The organism is Aquipluma nitroreducens (assembly GCF_009689585.1).
Lineage (GTDB): Bacteria > Bacteroidota > Bacteroidia > Bacteroidales > Prolixibacteraceae > Aquipluma > Aquipluma nitroreducens.
Genome location: NZ_AP018694.1, coordinates 560891 through 585262 on the forward strand (window position 1 = coordinate 560891; position 24372 = coordinate 585262).

Annotated in this window: 20 protein-coding genes; 7 read left to right on the forward strand and 13 right to left on the reverse strand. The window is 42.3% G+C overall.

From position 1 onward, the window contains the following. Positions 1-3: 3 nt before the first annotated feature. On the forward strand, positions 4-816 hold the full coding sequence (locus tag AQPE_RS02310; protein ID WP_318349430.1) for a CPBP family intramembrane glutamic endopeptidase: 813 nt from the start codon (positions 4-6) through the stop codon (positions 814-816). Here AQPE_RS02310 and AQPE_RS02315 read toward each other — a convergent pair. The 7 genes from AQPE_RS02315 to AQPE_RS02345 all read right to left on the reverse strand — a co-directional run bounded on the left by AQPE_RS02315 (position 813) and on the right by AQPE_RS02345 (position 6075). Next, positions 813-1277 (reverse strand): peroxiredoxin, encoded by a 465-nt coding sequence (locus AQPE_RS02315; protein ID WP_318349431.1) that lies wholly within the window; start codon positions 1275-1277, stop codon positions 813-815. The two genes, AQPE_RS02310 and AQPE_RS02315, sit on opposite strands and share 4 nt — an antisense overlap. A 28-nt stretch (positions 1278-1305) precedes the next feature. Further along, a complete protein-coding gene (locus AQPE_RS02320; protein ID WP_318349432.1) occupies positions 1306-1605 on the reverse strand; it encodes a thioredoxin family protein in 300 nt (99 codons plus the stop codon). Further along, a complete protein-coding gene (locus AQPE_RS02325) occupies positions 1589-1810 on the reverse strand; it encodes a DUF6132 family protein (RefSeq protein ID WP_318349433.1) in 222 nt (73 codons plus the stop codon). Before AQPE_RS02325 ends, AQPE_RS02320 begins: the two co-directional genes overlap by 17 nt. A 156-nt stretch (positions 1811-1966) precedes the next feature. Continuing rightward, positions 1967-2305: a cupin domain-containing protein gene (locus tag AQPE_RS02330; protein WP_318349434.1), complete on the reverse strand. Its 339-nt coding sequence runs from the start codon at positions 2303-2305 to the stop codon at positions 1967-1969. A 54-nt stretch (positions 2306-2359) separates the two neighbouring features. Then, positions 2360-3265, reverse strand: a complete 906-nt coding sequence (locus AQPE_RS02335) for a DUF6807 family protein (protein ID WP_318349435.1) — start codon at positions 3263-3265, stop codon at positions 2360-2362. 103 nt (positions 3266-3368) lie between these two features. Further along, the gene (locus tag AQPE_RS02340; RefSeq protein ID WP_318349436.1) at positions 3369-4715 is read right to left on the reverse strand and encodes a Gfo/Idh/MocA family protein; all 1347 of its coding nucleotides are present in this window, start codon (positions 4713-4715) and stop codon (positions 3369-3371) included. 19 nt (positions 4716-4734) lie between these two features. Next, positions 4735-6075 carry a 3-keto-disaccharide hydrolase gene (locus AQPE_RS02345; protein ID WP_318349437.1) on the reverse strand — a complete coding sequence of 447 codons (1341 nt, stop codon included), beginning with the start codon at positions 6073-6075 and terminating at the stop codon, positions 4735-4737. A gap of 254 nt (positions 6076-6329) precedes the next feature. On the opposite strand from AQPE_RS02345, the gene AQPE_RS02350 reads away from it, so the two are divergent. The 3 genes from AQPE_RS02350 to AQPE_RS02360 all read left to right on the forward strand — a co-directional run bounded on the left by AQPE_RS02350 (position 6330) and on the right by AQPE_RS02360 (position 10040). Then, positions 6330-7667 carry a sodium:solute symporter family protein gene (locus tag AQPE_RS02350; RefSeq protein WP_318349438.1) on the forward strand — a complete coding sequence of 446 codons (1338 nt, stop codon included), beginning with the start codon at positions 6330-6332 and terminating at the stop codon, positions 7665-7667. 118 nt (positions 7668-7785) lie between these two features. Continuing rightward, complete coding sequence (locus AQPE_RS02355) at positions 7786-8817, forward strand: galactitol-1-phosphate 5-dehydrogenase (RefSeq protein WP_318349439.1); 1032 nt, start codon at positions 7786-7788, stop codon at positions 8815-8817. Between the two features lie 107 nt (positions 8818-8924). Beyond that, on the forward strand, positions 8925-10040 hold the full coding sequence (locus AQPE_RS02360; protein ID WP_318349440.1) for a Gfo/Idh/MocA family protein: 1116 nt from the start codon (positions 8925-8927) through the stop codon (positions 10038-10040). 49 nt (positions 10041-10089) lie between these two features. On the opposite strand, the gene AQPE_RS02365 is transcribed toward AQPE_RS02360, so the two are convergent. The 4 genes from AQPE_RS02365 to AQPE_RS02380 form a co-directional block, all read right to left on the reverse strand. Further along, positions 10090-11235, reverse strand: a complete 1146-nt coding sequence (locus AQPE_RS02365) for a metallophosphoesterase (RefSeq protein ID WP_318349441.1) — start codon at positions 11233-11235, stop codon at positions 10090-10092. A 147-nt stretch (positions 11236-11382) separates the two neighbouring features. Further along, the gene (locus tag AQPE_RS02370) at positions 11383-12027 is read right to left on the reverse strand and encodes a DEAD/DEAH box helicase (protein WP_318349442.1); all 645 of its coding nucleotides are present in this window, start codon (positions 12025-12027) and stop codon (positions 11383-11385) included. A 329-nt stretch (positions 12028-12356) separates the two neighbouring features. Continuing rightward, a complete protein-coding gene (locus AQPE_RS02375; RefSeq protein WP_318349443.1) occupies positions 12357-14849 on the reverse strand; it encodes an endonuclease MutS2 in 2493 nt (830 codons plus the stop codon). 332 nt (positions 14850-15181) lie between these two features. After that, positions 15182-16192, reverse strand: coding sequence for a hypothetical protein (locus tag AQPE_RS02380; RefSeq protein WP_318349444.1), 1011 nt, complete (start codon positions 16190-16192; stop codon positions 15182-15184). Between the two features lie 473 nt (positions 16193-16665). On the opposite strand from AQPE_RS02380, the gene AQPE_RS02385 reads away from it, so the two are divergent. Further along, complete coding sequence (locus tag AQPE_RS02385; RefSeq protein WP_318349445.1) at positions 16666-17832, forward strand: DUF819 family protein; 1167 nt, start codon at positions 16666-16668, stop codon at positions 17830-17832. Between the two features lie 24 nt (positions 17833-17856). On the opposite strand, the gene AQPE_RS02390 is transcribed toward AQPE_RS02385, so the two are convergent. Continuing rightward, positions 17857-18690, reverse strand: coding sequence for a nitroreductase family protein (locus tag AQPE_RS02390; RefSeq protein WP_318349446.1), 834 nt, complete (start codon positions 18688-18690; stop codon positions 17857-17859). Positions 18691-18911: 221 nt separating this feature from the next. Continuing rightward, entirely contained in the window at positions 18912-19712 is an 801-nt protein-coding gene (locus AQPE_RS02395; RefSeq protein ID WP_318349447.1) for an XRE family transcriptional regulator, read from the reverse strand. Positions 19713-20075: 363 nt separating this feature from the next. On the opposite strand from AQPE_RS02395, the gene dinB reads away from it, so the two are divergent. Together dinB and AQPE_RS02405 are read left to right on the forward strand one after the other, a co-directional pair. Next, positions 20076-21272 carry a DNA polymerase IV gene (dinB, locus tag AQPE_RS02400; protein ID WP_318349448.1) on the forward strand — a complete coding sequence of 399 codons (1197 nt, stop codon included), beginning with the start codon at positions 20076-20078 and terminating at the stop codon, positions 21270-21272. 149 nt (positions 21273-21421) lie between these two features. Continuing rightward, positions 21422-24358, forward strand: a complete 2937-nt coding sequence (locus AQPE_RS02405) for a DNA polymerase III subunit alpha (RefSeq protein WP_318349449.1) — start codon at positions 21422-21424, stop codon at positions 24356-24358. Positions 24359-24372: the final 14 nt, after the last annotated feature.

Here is a 24372-nt window from a genome sequence, read left to right on the forward strand (position 1 = left end):
TTTATGGATTCTTCATCAATTAAAAATGAACCTGAAATGAATAGTTTTAAGATATCAGGCATTCAAAAAATTGCAGCTGTACTCGTTGGCTTCGCAATTTTGTTTTCAGTTTACCATTTTCCGGAAATCCTGCAAAATCACTATCAAAAGCCACTCATTTTACTATTTGAGTCGTGTATGTTGCTGTTTACCTTTGTGGCATTTATCATCGGCAAACAGAAGTTTAAAAATGGGTTCAGGATGTACGGTCTTGGGGGATTTCGACAGCATCTGGGTAATCTGGCAAAAGGTTTAATCATCGGAATTGTCATCTCTGTTTTGGCAAACCTGATACCAGTCTGGTTGGGTTGGAGCGAAATGTCTGTTCATTTGGATTGGAATCAAGTTCTGTTTCAAATATTGTTATTTGCGATTGGAACTTTATTGCCATCACTAGCCGAAGATATACTTACCAGAGGCTACCTGAAAGCTTTCTGGCCTGAAAGATGGAACACAAATCGATTGATTCTCTTGTCTGCAGTTGTTTACGTGCTTAATCACATTTTCAGGATAAATAAGCCAGATGTCATGTTGTATTTGTTTATTCTGGGACTGTTCCTGATGTGGGCGTTTATTGCAACAGGTAGCCTTTGGCTTACTTTAGGTATTCATTGGGGAAGTAATATCGCCTATCAATTTTTCACCAATGTGGTTACAACAGATTCATTGAAGGAAACCGGGATGGAGAATTATATTTTGGCAGGATGTTATGCTTTAGGTTTTGGCTTGGTTATCGTGCTTTATAAAAAGCATTTTTTCAATTATAAAACAGACTAAACTTTCCCAAGAATCATCTTTAGCGCTTCTTTTACATGCTTCTCGGGCGACAACTGCGATTTAAATTCGCGGATTAATCGGCCTTCAGGATCGAAAACGTAGGTAACCCTGCCGGGAAGCAAACCGAACAAATCGGAAGGAACACCGAGTAGTTTACGTAACTCGCCACCGTTATCAGATAGCAACGAGAAAGGCAACCTGTATTTGGCTTTAAACTGAGCATGTGTATCTGGCCGGTCATTACTTACACCATAAACTACCGCACCTACGTCAACCAAATCCTGAAACGAATCGCGAAAACTGCAAGCTTCCTTAACACATCCGGGAGTGTCGTCTTTGGGATAAAAATAAATAATCAGGTATTTTCCTTTAAACATTGAAATATCAACCGGTTGGTGATTTTCATCGTTCAGAATAAAATGTGGAAGCTGGTCTCCAATTTGAAGTTTACGTTCTGCCATTTACTGTTAGGTTCGGTTCAAAAAATCATTAAAGAATGTCTCTCAGAGCAATAGTGATGTCGCTAACTTGCTGCACTCCCTTTCCGCTCCAATGTATTTTACCATCCTGAAACAGCACAATGGCCGGAATGTTCTGAACTTTACAATTAGTAGCGATGTCGGGATAATGATCAACATTTACTTTGATGATGCGAACATGCTTCCGGAATTCCTCCTTCACCTCTTTCAGTATAGGTGGCATTAACCGACATGGCACACACCAATCGGCATAAAAATCGACCAATACAGGTCGCGAAGAGTTTACAATGCGATTAAACCGTTTTATCATTTCCAGCCTCCCGTTTAACAACAAAATTTACAGATAAATCACCCAACAAATAACCCATTGCAGTTCCCCAAAGTGTCATTAAGTACCAAACCGATTTTATCGGACAGGTACCGCTTGCACAGCCAATATATTTCCAATACAGAAATCCCCCAATTGCACCAATAATTGTAACCAGAAGTTTGTACCGAAAAACTTTACTTTTCATTGTTCTATGCTTGTTTTCTATTGAAACACCGCGTTTTCAGATATGTTCGGAGTATGAGAATAGATAATAGGTATCCACCATAGATATTATTGATACCTGTGAGAACCCCTTCTTCAAATAGCTCAAAGCTAAAAGGAGCAAAATATTCAAAAAAATTTAGCGAATAAATTCCTGACGGATCGGATTAAAACTATCAATTAACCGGGCTGTTGGCGATAAAATTTTAACGGTATGTTTTTGTCCGGAGGAGGCTGAGAACATATCGCCTGCATGAAGATGCCGTTCGGGTTCACCTTCGCAGTAGAATATGATTTCACCGGAAGCCACATAACTGGTTTGCTCGTGCAAATGCGAATGAAAAGGCTCTGCTTCTGCCCACGGACCATCCGTAAAATCAACGATAACAGTCATTAAATTGGGAGTAGATATGATGCGTCGCTCCAGACCTTCGCGAACGATTTCCGGAGTACTTTCTGAGAATTTTAGAATGGCCATGTTACTAGTTATGAATTATAAATGATAAGTTATGAGTTTACCGTGCTGGACAAACTATTTTACTGCTTTTTTGATTTGTTTTGGACTCATACTATCCTGATAAACCAGCATTGAATATTTCAGAATTAATGGCTGATCGAACGGAATGGCAACGGGCTTTCGCCCCGGGAACGCTGCATTTTGCATACTGGCGGTTTTCCTAACAATCCAGCTGGTTGATGGCTCTGGATTTGATGGATCACTCCAAATAGCAACTCCGCCTTGTTTCCCATCCCGCAGAAATGATCCACTAATATTCATCGAATTGCCTGCTTCTATGGCTGTATTTATGGGTTCAATCGGCCCATTTGCACCCGAGAAGGCTACATCGGAAGGTAATTTCAAGCGGACTGAAAATCCACCGTAACCCTTTCCATCGTCGGAGCCGCCAATACTCAACCGATCGGTCAGTGCTTTCAGGCGAATTTCAAAATCAATTCGGCGGTAATTTCCGGTCTTGGGATGAATGATGATCCGGGTATCTTCCTTCAGGTAAGCGTTCTCACCATTGTCCCACAAAGGCGATTTCCATTCTACCGTAGCATTCATTAAGCCAACTCCTTTTTGAAGCCTAAATTCAAAATTGGTCACTTTTTGCTGAAAATTCTTCAAATCCCAACCATCAGAAATTTGCCTGTTATCGATTAATATCTGATGCCAAGCCCAGAAGACGCCACGGTGATGCAGGTGATCGGTTGGGAAATCTTCGGTAAGTCTTAAGCCATCAGCACCGTAGATCGGATGAATGTAATTACAGCGGCTATATTCTCCATTTTTATCTTTTGGACTTTTCTGATAGAAAAAGATGCTGTCTTTGCCTTCCATAAAAAGAAACCCACCAGGCTTCACAACCATATTGATTTGAGCATTTCCGGTAAACGAAAAGAATATCAACAAGGCAATCGTTATCAATTTTAGCATTCGTTTAGTTTTAGTCTATTAGCGTCACGAAAATATCAAAAAAAAGAAAACTCCCCGAATGAATCAGGGAGTTTATGCAATTTATAGAATTACAGATTAGTTCTTACAACTTCGGTTCCCATCCTTTTTGGTATTCCCGATCCCAAAGTTTCATCGCATCATTGTCTAAAATATGGCCATCAACCGTATTTACCTTAAAAGGTTTGTTCGTACGATAAGCAATGTTTGAATAGTGAACCAACATTTGACTGATAGCGCCTTCTTCGATAGGAGAATTTAACTTGCTTTCTTTTCCTCTGATTACATTAAAGAAATTGGCCACATGCGTGTCTGTCATATCACCGCCGCCACCTAAAGCAGTACCAGCTTCACTACCCGATGATTTATTGTCCTTGACCTTTTTCCCCATCCGGTCGTAGAGCGTATAACCATCGCGATTAACGAAAACAGTTCCTTCGCTTCCATAAATGATCGTTCCACGATCGGATCCGTAGGTATTATACCCTTCGCGGCTCTTTCCATCCCATTCAATAATTTTATTTCCCGGAAAGCGAAACCTTGCATCCATGGTATCATACATCACCCAACCGTCATTCTTGAAATGTCGTTTAGCAGCTTCAACTTCCACATATTCAGGATATTTAACTTGAAGTGCCCAACGTGCAACATCTAATTCATGTGTAGCATTGTTTCCGGCTTCGGCAGTTCCCCAGATCCAGCCGTACCAATGCCAGTTGTAATCCCAGGTGTTATCGTTATATTCCACATGAGGAGCCGGACCCTGCCAAAGTTCCCAATCCAGACCTTCCGGAACCGGAGCCTTTTTGGCAACAGGCACTTCACCACGGTTATTCGAATAAAAAGCAACTGCTTTGTACACGTCGCCAATGGCACCTTTATGAATTTCTGAGATAATTTCCTGTGATTCTTTAGCCGAACGTTGCTGATTTCCCATTTGAACGACCTTTCCGTACTTTTTCTGAAAAGCGACTAGCAACTCACCTTCGCGTGGATTGTGGCTGCATGGCTTTTCAATGTAAACGTGCTTCCCGGCTTGCATGGCCATCCAGGTTCCCGGAGCGTGCCAGTGGTCGGGGGTTGCGTTGAATATGGCATCAACACTCTGGTCGTTCCAGATTTCATGAATATCGCTGACCAGAGTAGCTTTTCCAGAAACTTTCCCATCCAGATGCTTCCCTACCCTTTCGCGTTGCTTTTTCATTACATCGCAGATATAGGCCACATCAACATTGTTATTTTTGTCCTGCAAAGCGGCGTAATAAGCGCCAACCCTGCGGCCACAGCCCATCAACGCCACATTTAGGCGGTCGTTGGCTCCAACAATCCGCGAATAACTTTTTGCACTGAAGCCGGAAGCAACGCCTCCAATACCAATTCCGGCAGCGCCAACCGCAACATTGCGGATAAATTCCCTACGATTTGTACTCATGATTCTATTGATTTAGTGGTTATAATTTTCTGATTTTTAAACTCCTGAATTTAACCTGATCGTTGTGGTATTGCAACATGATGGGAGATTCTTTTACCATTCCGAAATCTTTGAATTCGGCATATTTACTGCGGGCTACCAGCGCCTTGTAAATATTCGATCCACGAACGTATTCAACGACTTTCATGCCATTCAGCCAATGTTCGATGTGATTATCCGGATAAACCACAATGCGGCCAATGTTCCATTCGTTGGCGCCTTTGGTAAAACGTTCCTGCTTGTCTGCAGGAATTAAATCGTAAAGCGAACCCATGGTGCGGTTTCCAACAACACCGGCCTTGGCGTCAGGATGCCTTTTGTCGTCGAGCACCTGATATTCGAGTCCAATGCCTGGACCACCATTGCCAAGGAAATACTTCACTCCGCTATTGGCACCTTCAGCAAAATTGAATTCAAACTGAAGTTCGAAAGCTGAATATTTATCAACGGTGACGATATCGGTTCCTTTTACAGGTGTCTCCGGGCGATTTGGCATTGTCATCAGGGTGCCATCAGTTACTTTCCAGCCTTCAGCAGGGAATTGATCCTGATTGACTGCTTTCCATCCATTGCTTGTCTTTCCGTCGAAAAGCAAACTCCAGCCTTGTGCTTTTTCAGCTGAACTCAAATTGTTTGGCAATAAATTAACCACGAAAACATCAGGAGTTTCAGTTGCTTTCAAATCAGTTGTTTTGATGCGTATATTTTTCCAGCGAATTTGCTTTCCAGGCTGATCGTCTTTACCGATTGCGTGAACCTGAAGGGCAATTAATCCGCTTGGAGTCATGTCGTCGAGCACATAGGCAACCGGAACTCCATTGAGCCAGGTTCGAATGCTATTACCCACACATTCAATGCGGTAATGATTCCACTGTTCCAATTTAAAAGCGGGTTTGGCTGCAGGGTTCAATTCGCCGGTGTAAAGCCATCCACGGCGTGCTTCGTCGTAAATACCACCGCTCCAGGCACGTGCCGATGGGTCGACTTCGCACTGGTAACCGTGTACCCGGCCATTCATAACGTCGGGCTTGCTGATACTACGGAACTGAATACCTGAATTCATTTCGTTGGCAACGAGCAAATCGAGTTCAAGAATAAAATCGCCATAATCTTTATCAGTAGCAAGGAAGGAATTTGGGGTATCCGAAACGGTAGTTCCAACAATTTCGCCCTTCTCAACATGGTATTTAGCCTGACCATTCAGTTGATGCCAGCCGGTCAGATCTTTCCCGTTAAAAAGGGAAACCCATCCGTCGTTATTTTTTGCCGAACCCACTGAAACGAGCAGTAATAAAGCAGAAAGAATTTGAATTTTTCTCATTTGATTTTATTGGTTTAAGTTTGAATATATGTTTCCGTGTACGATAACGGATCAAATTTAGAAATTTTAGCGATTGTTGATGCAATGTTTTTGAACACAAGTAACTGTTGACTAAAATCTCTTAATGTAATTACTTCAATCTGCCGAAATTAAATCGTTCAGAAAAATCTCTATTCTTGGAAGTTTCTTTTATCCGGCTAAAAATTTACAACTTTACGGCTGTTCAATTTGATTCAAACTTTGTTTCTGTCAACATGAAGTCTATCATCCTGATTGTTTACGCATTGGCTTTATTCCTTATCGGAATATACTCATTTCTGAAAGTCAAAACGCCGTCAGATTATTTTCTGGCAGGGAAAAAACCCGGAATCTGGCAAATTTCAGGCAGTCTGCTTGCTACTATCTTGGGTGGATCGGCTATTTTGGGAACCATCGGATTGGCAGAAGTTCAATCGTGGGCATCGGCATGGTATATTCTGGCAGCCAGTTTGGGATTGTTCGGATTGCTTCCAATCGTTAAAAAGGTATATTCAAAAGGGAAATTCACTCTGCCTGAACTGATTGGTCAATACTATGGCGAGTCGGCACGAAAAGTGACTTCGCTAATCATACCGGTTGCGTGGTTGGGTGTTGTAGCTGCCCAGATTATTGCCGGAGCGCAAATTTTGGTCAGCTTTTTCGATTTGGAATATCCTTCAGGAGTTTTACTTACCGGAACCATTTTCATCGTGTACACCTACATTGGGGGACAAGTGTCGATTATGAAAACCGACTTGTTTCAATCATTCTTTATTCTCTGCGGGGTAATACTGACGGCGATAATGATCCCGACATCAAAACTGCCGGAATTACCTCCATTCGCCAGTGTCTTCCCATTTAACTTCCGCTTTTCACCTTTAGATTTATTTATTCTCGTGCTGACATTTTCAAGCACATTCGTTGTTGGACCCGATATTTATTCGCGTGTTTTTTGCGCCAAAGATCAGAAAACCGCTTTCCGTAGTGTTTGGGTTGTAGCCCTGATTCTGATTCCGTTTGGATTTGTTCTTTCGTATGTTGGAATTTATGCCACTACATTTCATTCCGGAGCACAAAACAGCTCTAGTTTAGTCAATCTGGCCAACAGCATTTTACCAGAATGGGCAACCGGCATTCTGGTTGCAGCGCTTATTTCTGCGGTTTTATCGACTGCCGCAACTACCCTTTTGACCGCATCAATGATTATCAGCGAACTTTTCAATAAGGACATCGACAATCAAAAGTCGTTCAGGCAAACCAAATTCTTCATTATTGGGGTGGGCATTTTGAGCATGATTATTTCATTAAAAATAACTTCCATCGTTTCGTCTCTTTTGCTGGCACTTTCGTTCTATTCAGGCGCATTTATAATCCCCATGGTGGCAGCGCTTTTCAATCTGCGATACAACAAACGGTTGGGTATAGTTGCCATGGTTTCCGGAGGTTTTCTTGCACTTTCAGGTAAATTACTGATGACTTTTAAACATCCTGAGATTGGTTCTGCTATTCTTATTTCAGGATTTGCATTGAATGCATTATTGATTTTTTTACCTTTCCATAAAAAATGCAAATAGTCATTAGTCATTCGGAAAGTCGCTAAAAAAAATTCCTAATGACTATTGACTTTTTCCTGCTACTTAAAAGCCAATAACGAAGAGAAAATTAAAATACATAACAAGCTAAACTAATTCAATGAAAGCACTTGTTCTTGAAAAATATAACGAATTTGTCCTTCAGGAAACCGACATTCCAGAGTTAAAACCCGGATGGGTGCTGATTCAGGTTGAAGCTTGTGGCATTTGTGGAAGCGATGTTCACGGCATGGACGGAAGTACCGGACGTCGCCAGCCGCCGGTTATTATGGGGCACGAAGCCGCCGGAACTATTCACCAGATTGCTTCCGATGTGATGGGTTGGAATGTTGGCGATCGTGTCACTTTTGACTCGACTATTTCATGCGGCGAATGCTTTTACTGCAAGCGAGGCGATATCAATTTATGCGACAACCGTCGCGTTTTAGGTGTTTCGTGCAACGAATACCGTCAAAATGGAGCATTTGCCGAATATGTAGCTGTTCCGTCCCATATTCTTTATGCCATTCCTGAAAATATCAGTTTTGAGCAAGCCGCCATGATTGAAGCCGTTTCGGTTGCTGTACACGCCGTTGCAATCAGTTCGGTTCAGGCTAATGACACGGCCGTTGTTATTGGCTGTGGAATGATTGGCTTACTTTGCATTCAGGCCTTAAAAGCTACCGGATGCGGAAAAGTTATCGCGATTGACCTGATCGACGAAAAGCTGAAGATGGCTGTTGAATTGGGCGCTGATCAGACGATTAAATCAAACAATCCGTATTTAATTAAACTTGTACTGGGAGAAACCGAAAATCGTGGCGCCGATCTGGTTCTTGAAGTGGTTGGAATTGAACAAACTGTCAATCTGGCTATTGATTGTACCCGAAAAGGTGGAACAGTTACGTTGGTTGGTAATTTATCTCCGGAAGTTAAATTTTCGCTTCAGAAAGTGGTGACCCGACAACTGAAAGTTCAGGGCTCGTGCGCTTCGGCAGGCGAATACCCGCTTTGCCTGGAATTAATTGCTTCAGGAAAGATAAAAGTTGACCCACTAATAAGCAAAGTTGCAGCCCTGGAAGAAGGAAATGAATGGTTTCACCGCCTTTACAACAAAGAAGCCGGATTGATGAAGGTGATTCTAAAACCGTAAAAAAGTGTTACGAGTTGCGAGATCCGGGTTAGAAGAAACACGTAACTCGGAACCCGAAACAAATACTTAAACTTGAAACAGGAAAACTATAACCCAAAATAATAACCATGCCCATCAATGTTGCCATTATCGGTTGTGCTAAAATTGCACATTTACACGCCAAAGCCATTATCCAAATTCCTGAACTGAGTTTTAAAGCGGTTTGGAGCCGCACTCCTGAATCAGCTCAGAAATTTGTTGACGAATACGGAGTTAAATCCTATGCTTCAATCCCAGAAATGATCCACGCAGAAAATATCCAGATGGCTGTTATTTGTACGGCTCATCCTTACCATGCTGATCCGGCCATTCAGGCTATGGAAGCCGGAGCGCATGTGTTGATTGAAAAACCACTTGCATCAACCTTGCAGGATTGCGACCGGATTATTGAGGCTTCACACCGAACCAGACGAAAAACCGGAGTAATCAGTCAGCGGCGATATTACCAACCCATTGTGCGCATGAAAAAAGCCATTGACGAAGGCAAAATCGGAACGCCAGCACTGGGAACTATTCAGATGTTGGGATGGCGAGACCGTTCGTATTTCGAAAGCGATGCATGGCGCGGTTCTTGGACAATGGAAGGCGGCGGCGTAATGGTCAATCAGGCTCCTCACCCACTCGACCTGTTGCAATGGCTGATGGGCGACATCGACGAAGTTTTTGGCTATTGGAGCAACCTGAACCATCCGTACATTGAAGTGGAAGACACTGCCGTTGCTGTAATCCGGTTTAAAAACGGTGGGTTGGGAAATATTTTGGTCAGTAATTCGCAAAAACCTGGTATCTACGGAAAAGTACATATTCATGGCAGCAATGGCGCCACGGTTGGCGCTCAACCCGAAGGCGGCGCCATGTTTATTGCCGGAAAGACAACCATTGCTGAACCTCCGAAGCTCGATTTATGGACGGTTCCGGGCGAGGAGCACCTGATGGAAGAATGGAATAAAGCAGACAGTGACGAATTCCACTCGGTTGACTCAATGACCTGGTATTTCAAACAACAGTTAATCGATTTTGCTGAAGCTATTCAATACGATCGCCAACCAATTGTTACTGCTGAAGAAGGCCGCAAAACAGTTGAATTGTTCACTGCCATTTACCGCTCTCAGCGCGATGGGAAACCAATCAAATTTCCTCTTCAGCCTGAATATGACAGGGATGATATGGATGGAAGATTGTAAGTGGATATATTGAGGGGGTGACTTGGAGTCACCCCCTCAATAATATTTACTATTCATCAAATTTCAGTTTGAAAACTACCACTTCAGGTCGGTTTCCAATACGGACAGACGGTCCCCAGGTTCCATAACCGGATGAGACATAAAAGTTTGTATTTCCCTTTTTAAGATAACCCCAACTGAGTTCAAACATCGCTTGAGTGATGTAGTTCATTGGCCACATCTGACCATGATGAGTATGTCCGGAAAGATGAAGATCAACATTGGCATCAGCGGCCTCCTGTAAGTTAAATGGTTGATGATTCATTACAATCACTGGCTTAGTTCGATCGATTCCGGAGAGCAATTCGGCAAGTGGTTCCGGAGCTTTGGCTCCTCGTCCTGAAGAACGATCATTTCTTCCAACAAGCTGAATGCCGTCAGGTAAAGTTACCGTCTCATCAATCAATACTTTAATGTTAATGCTTTCCAGGTAAGGCAAGGTCTTGTCGATTCCGCCAATGTATTCGTGATTTCCCAAGATGGCATAAACGCCAAGTGGAGTTCTGATTTCCTGAAGGTGACGACCGAGATTCTTTCGTAAAACCGGAGCTATTTCACCGTCAATTAGGTCGCCGCAAAGCAAAACCAAATCAGGCTTTTGCTCACGAACAATATCGAGCAGTCTTTTTTCGCGCCGTTCGCCAATTAAGGCGCCTAAATGAATATCCGAAGCCATCAGAATTTTAACTTCAGGAGAACCTGTGACTTTTTTGTGGATTGTTAATGGGATTTCCTTCACATTGATCCACAAAGCATTAATATGGCCACCAATAACGATCAAAGAAACGACTGAGAAAACGATCAGACCTAACCGAAATCTCATTATTTCCGAAAATTGTGGTAAAAAATGAAAGAAATAATTCAATATTCTTACCATATCGATCAAAATGACAGCCATCCCCAAATAGAGCATATAGGCAATCCAGAACGATCCAATCCGGTAAATCCACTCACTGAGAACAGATGAGGCCAGGCGCTCTAAAAAATTACCAGCGATAAAACAAGCAGCTACAGTCCAGAAAATAACAATAAACCAACGCCGGTAGGATTGAGTAAGCGAAAATGCCTTAAGTCCGCGCACAAAAAGATAATAGTTGGCAGAGGAATAAATCAGCATAACAATGCCGAAAAATATCAAAAAGGAAATGCTACGCATAATTCAATGGATAAACAGAAACCATATGGTTCTTTGAATAGTGAGACGAATAAGTCAACATCTTATTTTAGACTAAAGGAAAGAAATTGAATTTCAACCTTTACTTTGGCAAAATCTTATTCTTCTTGCAGAAGATCCAATTTGTGGTTATTCCTCTGATTCAGTTACATCATCGTCTTCCTCATCAATTTCAACAACTTCCTGAACATTCATAAATGCATCAGCAAAACGCTCAATCCATTCATTGATATGAGTCGCAAACACTACCCGCTGAGCTTTAGGCATACTTTCCGACAAACGGTCGATTTGGGCATAATTAATACTTCGGATCACCAGTTCGGCATTATCAATGGCAAATATTTTCACTACACCCAGATTGAGAGCATAAAGTGAATAAACCTGATTCAGGCGTTTGGCAGTTCCAATAACCACATCAGATCCCATGTAGATCTTATCCTTTTGATCGCTGATTTTCTCATCATCACAGGCGGTCTGAACGCGCAGATCGGTGTATTCGCCCAAACGTTCAAATTCAGCCTTCATTTCCAAAGCACGATCTTTGTTTTGAACAACAATGATTGCCCGTGGATTATCGTCCAACGAAGCTTTCAGTCGCTGAAGAACGCTAACCACAATGGTGCTTGTTTTGCCGCTACCATCGGCAGCAATACACAACAAGTCGCGACCACTCTTTATTTTGGGAATGCAGATTTGCTGCAACGGTGTCGATTCTGTAAATCCATTTTCTCTCAGGACTTCAATGAGCTCAATATCTAATTTTTCGTTAATCATCTGTTTGTATGTTGTTTTTATAGAAGCCCCCTCCAATTCCCCCGAAGGGGGAGAGAAAAATGCTTCGATTAATTTTTTTCATACTCTAAATTTCTACAATGTTCACTAATGCAATTTTTACGGAGGTTGTATCAAAAGTCAAAATTTCACAAATGCAACTTTCAAATTGTAAGTTCACCTTCATTTCACCCCTCCAAACCTCCCCTGAAGGGGCGGCTTTGAAGTCCCCTTCAGGGGATTTAGGGGTTTTACAGTGTCGGTACTTTCAAATTGTAAGTTTTTGAAAAAACATAATCACTTTTGATACAGCCTCCTTGGGGGAGACTTCCCTATCCGATTTCAACAATCGTAATTCCGGCGCCACCAAACTGAACATGTTCGTCGCGGAAAGACTTAACGGCAGGTTCGGTTTTCAGGTAATTCCGGATCATTTCTTTCAGAATTCCATTTCCCTTTCCATGCAAAATCCGCAATTCGCTAAAATCGAGCATAATGGCATCGTCAATCCACGACCGGATCAGTTGCAATGCTTCTTCGGCACGCTGGCCGCGAACATCAACTTCGGTCTTAAAGGTAAGGCGTTTTTCGCTCATTCCTTTATTTATATTCGGCATGGTCTGATTGTAGGTACGCTGTATCTTCTTTGCCTCGTTATTCGTAATTTTCTGCAACTTCTCGCGACTCACCGATGTTCGGATATGGCCGAATGCCACAACCGCATTTTTTTCGTTCAGTTCCAGGATTTCACCAACATTTGTATTTCCGTCCATGACAACCTTATCGCCTGCTTTCCAAACGTCAGGTTCAACAATCTTCTCTTTTTCTTTTTGCTCAACAGTTTTCTTTTCCGACCGTTTTCGGTTTCGGTGCGATTCTTTTTCCTTTAGCTTCTGAATTTTCTGATTGATCAGATCGTCCTGATTGTTGGCAGAATCTTCAACTTCCTGTTTAAATTCGACTAATTTAGCCCTGATTTGTTTGGTCTTTTCCTTATCAGCCTGACTTTCACGAATTTCGCGAATCGTATTTTCAATTCGCTTGTTGGCTTCATTCAAAATTTGATCGGCTTCCTGACGGGCTTTCTGAATAATCTCTTTCCGTTGCTTATCGAGCGAACCCAGATCAGTTTCATATTTTTCGGCCAGATCATCCAGTGATTTCTCCACTTTGCGGATTTTCTGCCGCTTGGTTTCCCAATATCGTTTATCGCGCACAATGTCGCGCAAATGCTTGTCGAAATTGATGTGGTCTTTCCCGATTTTTTCAGTCGCATCTTGAAGAATATTCTCCGGAAGGCCAATCTTTCGGGCGATTTCGAAGGCAAACGAACTACCCGGCTTCCCAATATCCAACTGAAACAACGGTTCCATTTTGGATGAATCGTACATCATGGCAGCATTCTCAATTCCTTCAGAAGAAGATGCGAAATGCTTCAGGTTGGTATAATGGGTCGTAATTACTCCAAACGTTTTCATTTCATTGAGCTGAGTCAGAATCGATTCGGCAATAGCACCACCTAACATCGGCTCAGTTCCGGTTCCAAATTCATCAATCAGAACCAGTGTTTTTTCGTTCGAATTCTTCAGGAAAAACTTCATGTTCATCAAATGCGAACTGTAGGTACTCAGGTCGTTTTCAATCGATTGTTCGTCGCCAATATCAATAAACAGCTTATCAAAAATTCCGGTTGCGCTGCTTTGCCGAACAGGAATCAACAAACCACACTGAAGCATGTATTGCAGCAAACCAACTGTTTTCAGGCAAACCGATTTTCCACCGGCATTTGGACCCGAAATCAGTAAAATATGCTTATTGGCCGTTAAGGTAATGTTGAGCGGAACCACTTTTCGGTTTTCGCGTCGTAAAGCCAGCATCAACAATGGATGCACGGCTCCCTCCCACTCCAGTTGGCATTTATTTTCGAGGTATGGTTTAATTCCATCAACATCGATGGCATAAATGGCTTTGGCTCGGATAAAATCGATTTTACCCAAGAACCCATAGGCCAGCAATAAATCGGGCAAATACGGACGAATATCGTTTGAAAAAACAGTCAAAATCTTAACAATCTCGCGCAATTCGGCATATTCCAGTTCACGGATCTGATTGTTCAGTTCAACCACCTCTGCAGGTTCGATGTACGAGGTTTTTCCGGTCGACGATTCATCGTGCACGATACCGTTCAACTTGCGTTTAAAAGCCGAAGTAACCGGAATAACCGCACGCCCATCGCGCATGGCAACAGAGGCATCTTCTTCAACCAAGCCATCGTCCTGAGCTTTTTTCAGGATAACCTGAAGGCGTTTTGAAACTCCGGATTGCTTGCTCAGCAATTCCTTCCGTATTCGAGATAATTCTGGAGAGGCGTTGTCTTTAATTTTACCGTATTTATTCAGGATATTGTCAATGCGTTCAATCACATACGGATAAACCTGAACGCCGGCAAGTAATCGCTTTAAATAAGGAAGTTGATCTTCTTTGGTTTGTTTCAGGAAACGGACAATTCCTGAAATCGTTTCAAGCGAACGTTTCAGGTCGAATAATTCTTCAACTTCCAGAAAACGGCCTTCAATACGGATTTTTGCCAATGCCTCGCGGAGGTCGAAGTAATAGCTGGTCGGGAAATTCTCCATTTCCTGAATAATGGAAACAAATTCGCTGACCAACGAAAGATCTTCAGTCAGTTTTTCAAAATCGCTGCAAAAACGAATTTCATCAACCAGTTCTTTGCCCAAAGCACTTAAACATCGGCCATTAAGCAATTCGCGGATTTTATCAAAACCGATCTTCGATTCAAAATTTTCAGGATATACCAAGGTCATACCAAATAATTAGATGCGCAAAAGTACAAAGGAATTTTTGATTCCTGATTTCTAATTTTAAGTGTAAGTCTTGCGAGTAAATTACAAAAAATCTTCAAGCTCAATATCATCTTGAAAGAGAGAGGCTGGTTCAATTTACCAACACTTATCACAAACACTTATCTTATTTGAAAACAAATATTTACATTCTTCAAATCACTAAACTTTAAGCGGAATATATCCCCAAAAAAAAGCTCCAGAATCGAAAGATCTTAGAGCTTTTAACATTCAAATCACGTCATTTATCCAAACACGCACACATTAAATATTGCCGAAATACTAATAGTTTCACCTTATCTTAGAGTTAAAGAACAAGCAGAACTTACATTTACCTTATAAGCCTTACCTGGTTTAAAATTCCCAATACCATTTTTCCAACCACCATATCGTTTTAAATTCTCAATTGAATTTCCAAGTTCATCCTGAACCTTTACCAACTTATTCTGATCGATTAACGATTGAACAACAGTCATTGCATTCTGCTCAGTTAAACTTGGAAATGAAATAAAATTCCAACCTGCATTCAATGGAATATCAAGAGGAAGATCAATCATCTGACCATTTATCTGCACTGAACAATTTGAGCTTACACTGACTAAATAACCTTCCGTTTTTTTGATGGATCCAATGTTATTGACCCATCCACCGGTCTTTGTTGGTGCCAATGTATTCCCGACTTCATCCTGTATTTTGAGTAGTAATTTACTATCGCAAAGCGATTTAAAAACTACACTTAAGTCAGGATTCGTTGGAATTATATAGGTCGAAAAAAGGTTATTTCCTTTTATAAATTGAATCGTTTGTGTCAACTCTGTATTATGGGTAATTTCAACAACTGAAGTTGCACTGGCGCTAAATCGTCCGGTGGTGAGCCAGGTCGAAATATCTTTCCGGTAAACAACCGATTTAGCCACTACTTCTTTTAAGTTTTTATTGTCCCAAATCTTGAAGATAACTGTGTCATTTTCGGTGAACCCATTACCGGAGCCGTCGTCCTGCGATGCTGATAGGCTTAGAAAAGTTGTTTTATCCGCTGGATTAATAGCTTTTGTCAGTTTCGCAGCGCCAACACATTTTGTTCCGCTAAAAACGGCCAATTCATCATCAACCGAAAGTGGCTGATTCTCCAATACTGCTGAAACAATCATGAAATTCATATGATTCTGACCATTCTGACCCTGCCAAACTGTTGTGAAGTGGTTAGCTGCTGACAACCGAATAGCACCCGAAATACTTATCACCATAAAGAATAAAAGAAAGACAATAAAAAAATTTCTTCTATTGGGTTGGTAAAATCGCTTCATTTTCTTCTGTGTTTAAATTAATAATTATTGAATAATCTCTCTCTGTTTCTAATCTTCCCTACAATTTATTCTTCAAATTATAGATCTAAATAAAGTTGTTCCCATTTATATAATCTCTCCGAAATTTCAACCTTCCATTTCCAGAAGTTACTCTTATGACCCGAAAAAATCAAAATCATTTTAATTTTTCAAACGGCATACCAAGAAATCCTTATCGCAGAAAATCACACAACTAAAACACTGATAAACTTCAACTTACAACATTTAAAGAACTCACACATTGAAAACATCAACCCAAAAAGAAATAAAATTCATTAGCTTTAATGCAAAATATCGCACATTTGTGCGTTAAACAATTTACTGAAGAATTTCAGCTTAAACATGAATAAATCCCCCGTATTTAACCTATTTCATATCCTGATTGTTATACTTTTTCTTATAGAAGATATATTCGCATTTATAAATTTTTTGATATGTCGTTAATCTCACCTGAAAATAATCTGGTATTATTCGCTGTAATTGTAGGCGCAGCAGCACTTGGCATATGGTCAGAACACAAAAAATGGCTTGGTCAAGTCTCCGGAATTCTGGTTACCATGATCCTGATGTCGGTTTTATCCATGTCGGGAGTAATACCTGTCGCATCGAACCCGAAGATCAAAGTCGAGGTTTACGATTTGATTTTCAGCTATTTCATCCCCATGTCAATTCCGATGATGTTAATGGGATCGAACATTACCCGAATCATTCGCGAAGGAGGCAAATTGCTTGTAGCTTTTCTGATTGGAGCTCTTGGTGTTATTCTGGGTAGCTTTCTGGCTTTTTATATTATAAATCTGGGAGATGACTCCGGGAATACGGCAGGCGTAATTGCCGCTACTTTAATTGGTGGAAGCATGAATTTCATTGCTACCGGCGAAATCCTGAACTTCAGCACACACCCGCTGTTTTCAGCAACTATAGCAGTTGACAACTTTGCAGCAAATGCCTATATTCTGCTGATGTTTGCTGTACCATCAATGACTTTTTTGGCTCGCTTCTTTGTAAAACCAAAAGTTGAAAATACGCAAGCCATTGAAAAGAATCTGCACGACGAAACCTATCCGATTACCATGGAGCGAATTGCAATTTCGGTGCTGATTGCTGCAGTGATTGCCAGTGTGGGAGGCCTAATTTCGGATATCATTCAAAAAGTGTATTCAACACGGATGAGTACAAGTATCTTAATCATTACAGTTCTTGCGGTTTTAGTAGCCAACCTTTTCCCCAAAAAACTCAAAAAACTAGAAGATACCGCCTTTTCAATCGGACTTTGGATGATGTATGTTTTTTTGGCTGTGATAGGCGCTTCAACCAATTTATCAGATATGTTGCATGTTGGTCCGGCAGTTCTGGCTTTTTACCTGATCATCATGTTCTTTCATTTCATTTTTCTGGTTTCGCTATCCAAGCTTTTTAAACTTGATGTATATGAAGTCATTATTTCATCGGCAGCGAACATTATGGGGCCATCGGTTGCAGCGCCAATGGCAGCATCGCTTGGGCAGAAAAAGTTGATCACTCCAGCAATTTTAGTAGGAATACTTGGATATGTAATCGGTACTTTCATCGGAGTTTCAATTGCGATGGCGCTAAACTGACAGGGAACTATCAACTGATCGCACTTACAACAAAACAACAATCGGACTTTGACGTGAAGTTTCGTTCCGGTATTTCACTTTCGGATAACCAACCAACAGCGAAGCATAAACTTTGTGGTTTGCAGGCACCTTAAACTGCGGATTCAATTTGCTTTTCTTCCCCATCGCTTTCACAATAAATCCGTTGAAACACGTATTCAATCCCAAAGTGTTGGCGTAAATCGAAGTATAAGTCGCCCAGATATTGGCATCAGCTTCAGCCATTCCTGTTTTCGAAACTTCGCCATGAAAAAGAATAACCGCCGGCGCATGGTGGCAAATCTGCGAATCGTTTAATTCCCTATTCCTGACAAACGACTCTTTGTAACGTTTCAGTTTTTTGATGTTGATGGAAGGAACAAACACCCGGATGAAAGAACTAACCACAGGAGAACAAATGAAACTGAACATCTTAATCAACGCTTCTTCTGTCAGGTCATTCAGCAGTTTTACCTTTTCTTTTGAACGAACAATCGTTATTTGCAAAGGGCGCGCATTGCTTGCCGACGGGTAATGCTTCATATTATCAATCAACTGAAGCAAAACGGCATCCGGAACATCTTTCTGTAAATAGCTTCTGCAAGATCGTATTTCTGAAGTCAAATTTTTGAAATCTTTGGGAGTCACTGCATGTGGCTGAAGCAGAAAAACATCACCAAAATCGGGGCGCACAGCCATTTCAGGACAAATAGCCACACAATGCCCGCAATGAATACAGGAATCAGCAATTTCACCAGTTTCGATGGTAATGGCATTGGCTGGACAATCCTTCACACACTTCAGGCATCGGGTACATTTTTCGAGTTTAATGAATGGCATAACAATCAGATTTTGATGCTCAAAGGTACAAATAAAGTGCGGAGTGCCTAGAGTGAGCTAAAGTTCGGGGTAGAAAAAAATTGTGCGTTCCGGAGTGTACAATTGTTTGATAGCTGAATTGTTAAATTGTTGTTTGCTCATTTTAACCATTTAACCCATCATCTCTATTTTTAAATCTCCAAATTACATCATGTACGACTGAACATTGCTCTTAATTAACTCTACACCTCCATGCGCTTCTTAAGCTCCTGAATTTCAGTTGTCAATATTTTCAATTGCAAAGCGATCTGACTCTCGGTTAGTTGCGGTTCAGCCACTTCCCTGCTGATGTAATGCACAAATTTCCAGATCTCACGGATCTCGGTTGCGGCCAATTCGTAAGGTTCATAGGCTTTATTGAGCGAAATCAGTTGAAAACACCCACGTTCGGCCAATTCGTTTTTCAGTTGCTTGAAAACCAGTCCTTCGTTTAAAGTGAGTACAATATACAGTCCGCCGGTTTTAATTTCGTTCCAGTCCTGAACAAATTCACCGGTAATCCAGGCGGCATCCGGAATGGGCAGCATCGAATCGCCGCTAATCTGGAAGGTTCGGTATTTCCGCTCGGAAGATAAAAACGGAAGCTGGAAAACGGGTAATTCAGAAATATACTCCGGATCGGAAAACCCGTTGGTGTAGCCAGCTTTGGCTTTTTCCGAAACCAGTTCGATATTGTCGCGGTTCATCCGGTCAACAGTAGTGGCCATCACACGTAAATTGCTGCCTTTCAGAAAAACATCCTGCCCATGCTCCAGCTCGTAAAGCTGGCTTTCGCGCAGCTTGGCCAGATCGACCCGCAGCAACGTATCAATCGCTACATGAAAATAATCCGACAACGTAACCAGCGATTGAATGCTTGGCCCTGAAATTCCATTTTCGTAATTATTCAGTGTTGATCGTTTGATATCCAGAGCAACAGCCAACTGATCCTGAGTCAACTTCTTTCGGGTTCGCAAAAATTTAATGTTCGAATCGAAATACATATTTGGTAGTTTAAATACTATTGATTAATTTACAATCTTATAATTTGACTAAAATACAATCAAATATATAAAATTGGTTTTAAATGACAAAAAATATAGTGAGGATTTTTTCTTAGCAATATTGAACCCTCTCCGGGGTTCCGGATAATTGGAGTTCGCATACCTCCGGTTTCACCGGAGGTTATTCAGATTAAAGTCCTTCGGACTTTTTCTTTCGGAAAACCCTGAATAGGGTTTGATTTGAATAACCGTGGGTGTAACCCACGGAAGATGCAGTGAAATCTGGCACAACCCTGAAAGGGTTGAATATTAACACAAAAAAATAATTCTGAAGGAAACCGAAACGCAGGGAGGATAAACGCCATGAACTATCAAAACAACACCATCGTACATCTCGATCTCGACACCTTTTTTGTGTCGGTTGAACGACTGATGAATTCTGCGCTAATCGGCAAACCCGTTATTATCGGTGGCCTTTCCGATCGTGGAGTGGTAGCCAGTTGCAGCTATGAAGCCCGGCGATACGGTGTTCATTCAGCCATGCCCATTCGAATGGCCTTGAACCTCTGCGGCGATGCCACAGTTATTCGTGGCGACATGGATCAATACAGCAAATATTCGCGCCTCGTTACCGATGTGATTGCCGATAGTGCTCCGGTGTACGAAAAAGCTTCGATCGACGAGCATTACATCGACATTTCGGGAATGGATCGTTTTATCGGTTCGTATAAATGGACGCATGAATTACGAAACCGCATCATCAGCGAAACCGGGCTACCCATTTCGTTCGGGCTGTCGGTGAATAAAACTGTTTCGAAAATTGCTACCGGTGAGGCCAAACCCAACGGAGAAAAAGAAGTGCCACGCGATTTAGTAAGGCCTTTTCTGAACCCGTTGCCAATCAAAAAAATCCCCGGGGTAGGCGAAAAGACCTGTCATCTGCTGCATTCGATGGGCGTATTCACCATTCATACGCTAAGTGACATTCCTCCGGAAATGATTCAACATGTGCTCGGAAAATCTGGAATTGACATCTGGAAGAAAGCAAACGGCATCGATTTCTCGCCGGTAATTCGCTATTCGGAAGAGAAATCGATCAGCACTGAGCGTACATTTGATACGGATACCATTGATATTCAGATGCTGGAACGATTGCTGATTCACATGGTCGAAAAGATAGCCTTTAAAATGCGCAAAAAGCAAAAACTGGCTTCGGTGATTACCGTCAAAATCCGATATGCCAATTACGACACACACACGCTACAAAAGAAAATTGCCTACACTTCGTTCGATCATACCCTGATGGACACCGCACTTGAATTATTTCGACGATTGTACGAACGACGAATGCTGATACGGCTGATTGGTGTGAAGTTGGGTGGACTGATTGGCGGCGTACAACAACTCGATTTGTTCGATAACAACGACAAAATGATCAAACTCTACCTGTCGATGGATCAGATCAGGCTTCGATACGGTTCCGAAGCCATTCACCGTGCCTCGGGAGTTGAAAAGAAAGAGAAAGTTGCCAGTCGCAGTGTTCAGTCTCAGATGACCTAATTTGAAATTGCTATAAGATTGAATGGTTAAATTGCTAAATGGGTTCATGGTTGATAACAATTTATCAATTAAACAATTTCCCAACTCCGAACTTTAGGCACTTTGAACTCAAAACTCGTAACCCGAACCTCGTAACAATTTAGTTTAGCATGTACCTCAATTGTCACTCATACTACTCCCTTCACTACGGAACGCTCAGCATTGCGGAATTGCTCGATTTGGCTATTCAAAACAATGTCGGAACGATTGCCCTAACCGACATCAATACCACCATGGGTATTCCGGAATTCGTGAAAGAAGCGGAGTTGAAAGGCATCAGACCCATTGCCGGATGCGAGTTCCGCAATGAGGATGACTTGCTTTATATTGGTCTGGCCAAAAACCGCGAAGGCCTGAAAGAGTTGAACGACTGGCAAACGGAACACAACCTTCAGCAAAAATCATATCCTACAGATGCTCCTGAATTTAAGCACGTGTATGTGATTTATCCCTTCGGAAGAAAGTTGCCCAACGAACTGCGCGAAAACGAATTTACCGGAATAAAAGCCAGCCAACTGAATAAACTACTAACCTCCGAATACCTCAAACATCCGGAGAATCTGGCTGTTTGGCAGCCGGTTACTTTTAAAAATAAGGAAGGTCAGTTTCTGCACAAAACCCTTCGGGCGATCGATTACAATGTACTGATCAGCAAACTTCAGGAAAACCAGTTTGCCAGCCAACCTGAAACCATCGATTATAACGATTTAGTGAACCAGTTTCGGGACTATCCAGAGATTGTACAAAACACCGAAAAAATGATGGAGGCTTGCAGCATAAGCTTCGATTTTAAATCGGTCAAGAATAAAAAATTGTTTGGACAATCGGCTTATGACGACAGACTTTTGCTCCAAAAACTGGCGCTCGACGGCATGGTTTATCGCTACGGAAAGAGCAATCAAGAAGCAAAACAGCGAATTGCTCACGAACTGGAAATCATCGACAAACTTGGGTTTTCGTCGTATTTCCTGATTGCCTGGGACATCATCCGCTACAGCATGTCGTGCGGATTTTACCACGTCGGGCGAGGAAGCGGAGCCAACAGCATTGTGGCCTATTGCCTGAAAATTACTGATGTTGACCCGATTAAGCTGAACCTTTATTTTGAGCGGTTCCTGAACCCCAAACGCACTTCCCCGCCCGATTTCGACATCGATTATTCGTGGCGCGACCGCGAGCAGGTTCAGGATTACATTTTTAAACGTTACGGACGCGACCACACGGCTTTGTTGGGCGCAACATCCACGTTTAAAGACCGTTCCATTTTCCGCGAACTGGGCAAAGTTTTTGGCCTCCCGAAAGAAGAGATTGACATGCTGGTTGACAACCCGAACGACGAACGGAATTCGAACAAGATCACGCGGCTCATCAAAATCCTTTCCGAACAGATGGTTGATTTCCCCAATCTCCGAAGTATTCATGCCGGTGGCATCCTGATTTCGGAAGAACCCCTCACCTACTACACCGCGCTCGATTTGCCGCCCAAAGGCTTTCCGACCACGCAATGGGACATGTATATGGCCGAAGATCTGGGGTTCGAAAAGCTGGATATTTTGAGTCAGCGGGGCATTGGGCACATCAAAGAGGCGGTGGATATCATCTACGAAAATCAGGGCGAAGTGGTCGATGTGCATCAAGTGGAGCGTTTTTTTCAGGACGAACAGGTTAAACTTCAGTTGAGAACAGCAGAAACCAATGGCTGTTTTTACATTGAAAGCCCTGCCATGCGCGGTTTGCTGACCAAATTACATTGTGATAATTACCTGTCGCTGGTAGCTGCCAGTTCCATTATCCGGCCCGGGGTAGCCAAATCAGGAATGATGAAGCAGTACATTCAGCGGTTTCATCGTCCGGAAACCATCCAATATCTGCATCCGGCGATGAAGGAACAGCTCGAAGAAACCTACGGCGTGATGGTTTACCAGGAAGATGTAATTAAGGTGGCACATCATTTTGCCGGACTCGATCTGGCCGAAGCCGATGTACTGCGCCGCGCCATGAGCGGGAAGTTTCGCTCGAAAGTTGAGTTTCAGCGCATCGTCGACAAGTATTTCAGCAATTGCCGCGAGCGTGGTTATTCCGACGAAATTGCCCGCGAAGTGTGGCGGCAAATCGAGTCGTTTGCTGGGTATTCGTTTTCGAAAGCGCATTCAGCTTCGTATGCCGTCGAAAGTTTCCAGAGTTTATTCCTGAAAGCGCATTATCCGCTCGAATTTATGGTGGCTGTAATCAACAATTTCGGTGGATTTTACCGCACCTGGGTGTATTTTAACGAAGCGCAACGCTGCGGAGCTAAAATCGAATTGCCCTGTGTGAACCGAAGTCGCCCCGAAACCCGGATTTCAGGAAAGGTAATTTTCATTGGTTTTGTGCATGTGCAAAACCTCGAACAGTCGGTCATTTCAGGAATTGTGAACGAACGGCAGCAACATGGAAGCTTCAGTTCGCTATCAGATTTTATTGAGCGAACGGCCATTACCAAAGAGCAATTGGTGATCCTAATTCGGCTGGGCGCATTGCGTTTCACCGGAATATCAAAAGCCGAACTGTTGTGGAAAGCACACATGCTCCTGAATAAAACAGTTCCGGTTGCCAAAACAAAAGCTCTATTCGAAGCAAAGCCACGCGAATTCAACCTTCCGAAGTTGGAGCAATCAGTGTTGGGCGATGCCTGGGACGAAATTGAACTGATTGGGTTTCCGGTTTCGCTAACTGCTTTCGACCTGCTCCAAACCAATTTCAGAGGCGAAATTACGGCCAAAGAAATGATGAATCACCTGGGAAAAACGGTTCGGATGCTGGGCCGTTTGGTCACTATTAAATACGTTCGCACGATCAGGAATGAGATTATGCACTTCGGAACGTTCACCGATGTTCAGGGTGAATTCTTTGATACTGTACATTTCCCGCCATCGCTAAAAAATTATCCGTTCAGGGGCGATGGAATTTACCTGGTTTTAGGCAAAGTGGTTGAAGAATTTGGGTTTCCGAGCCTCGAAGTGGAAAAGATGGCAAAGATGCCGTTTCAGGCAAACCCAAAGGCATGAAAAGGCATTAATAG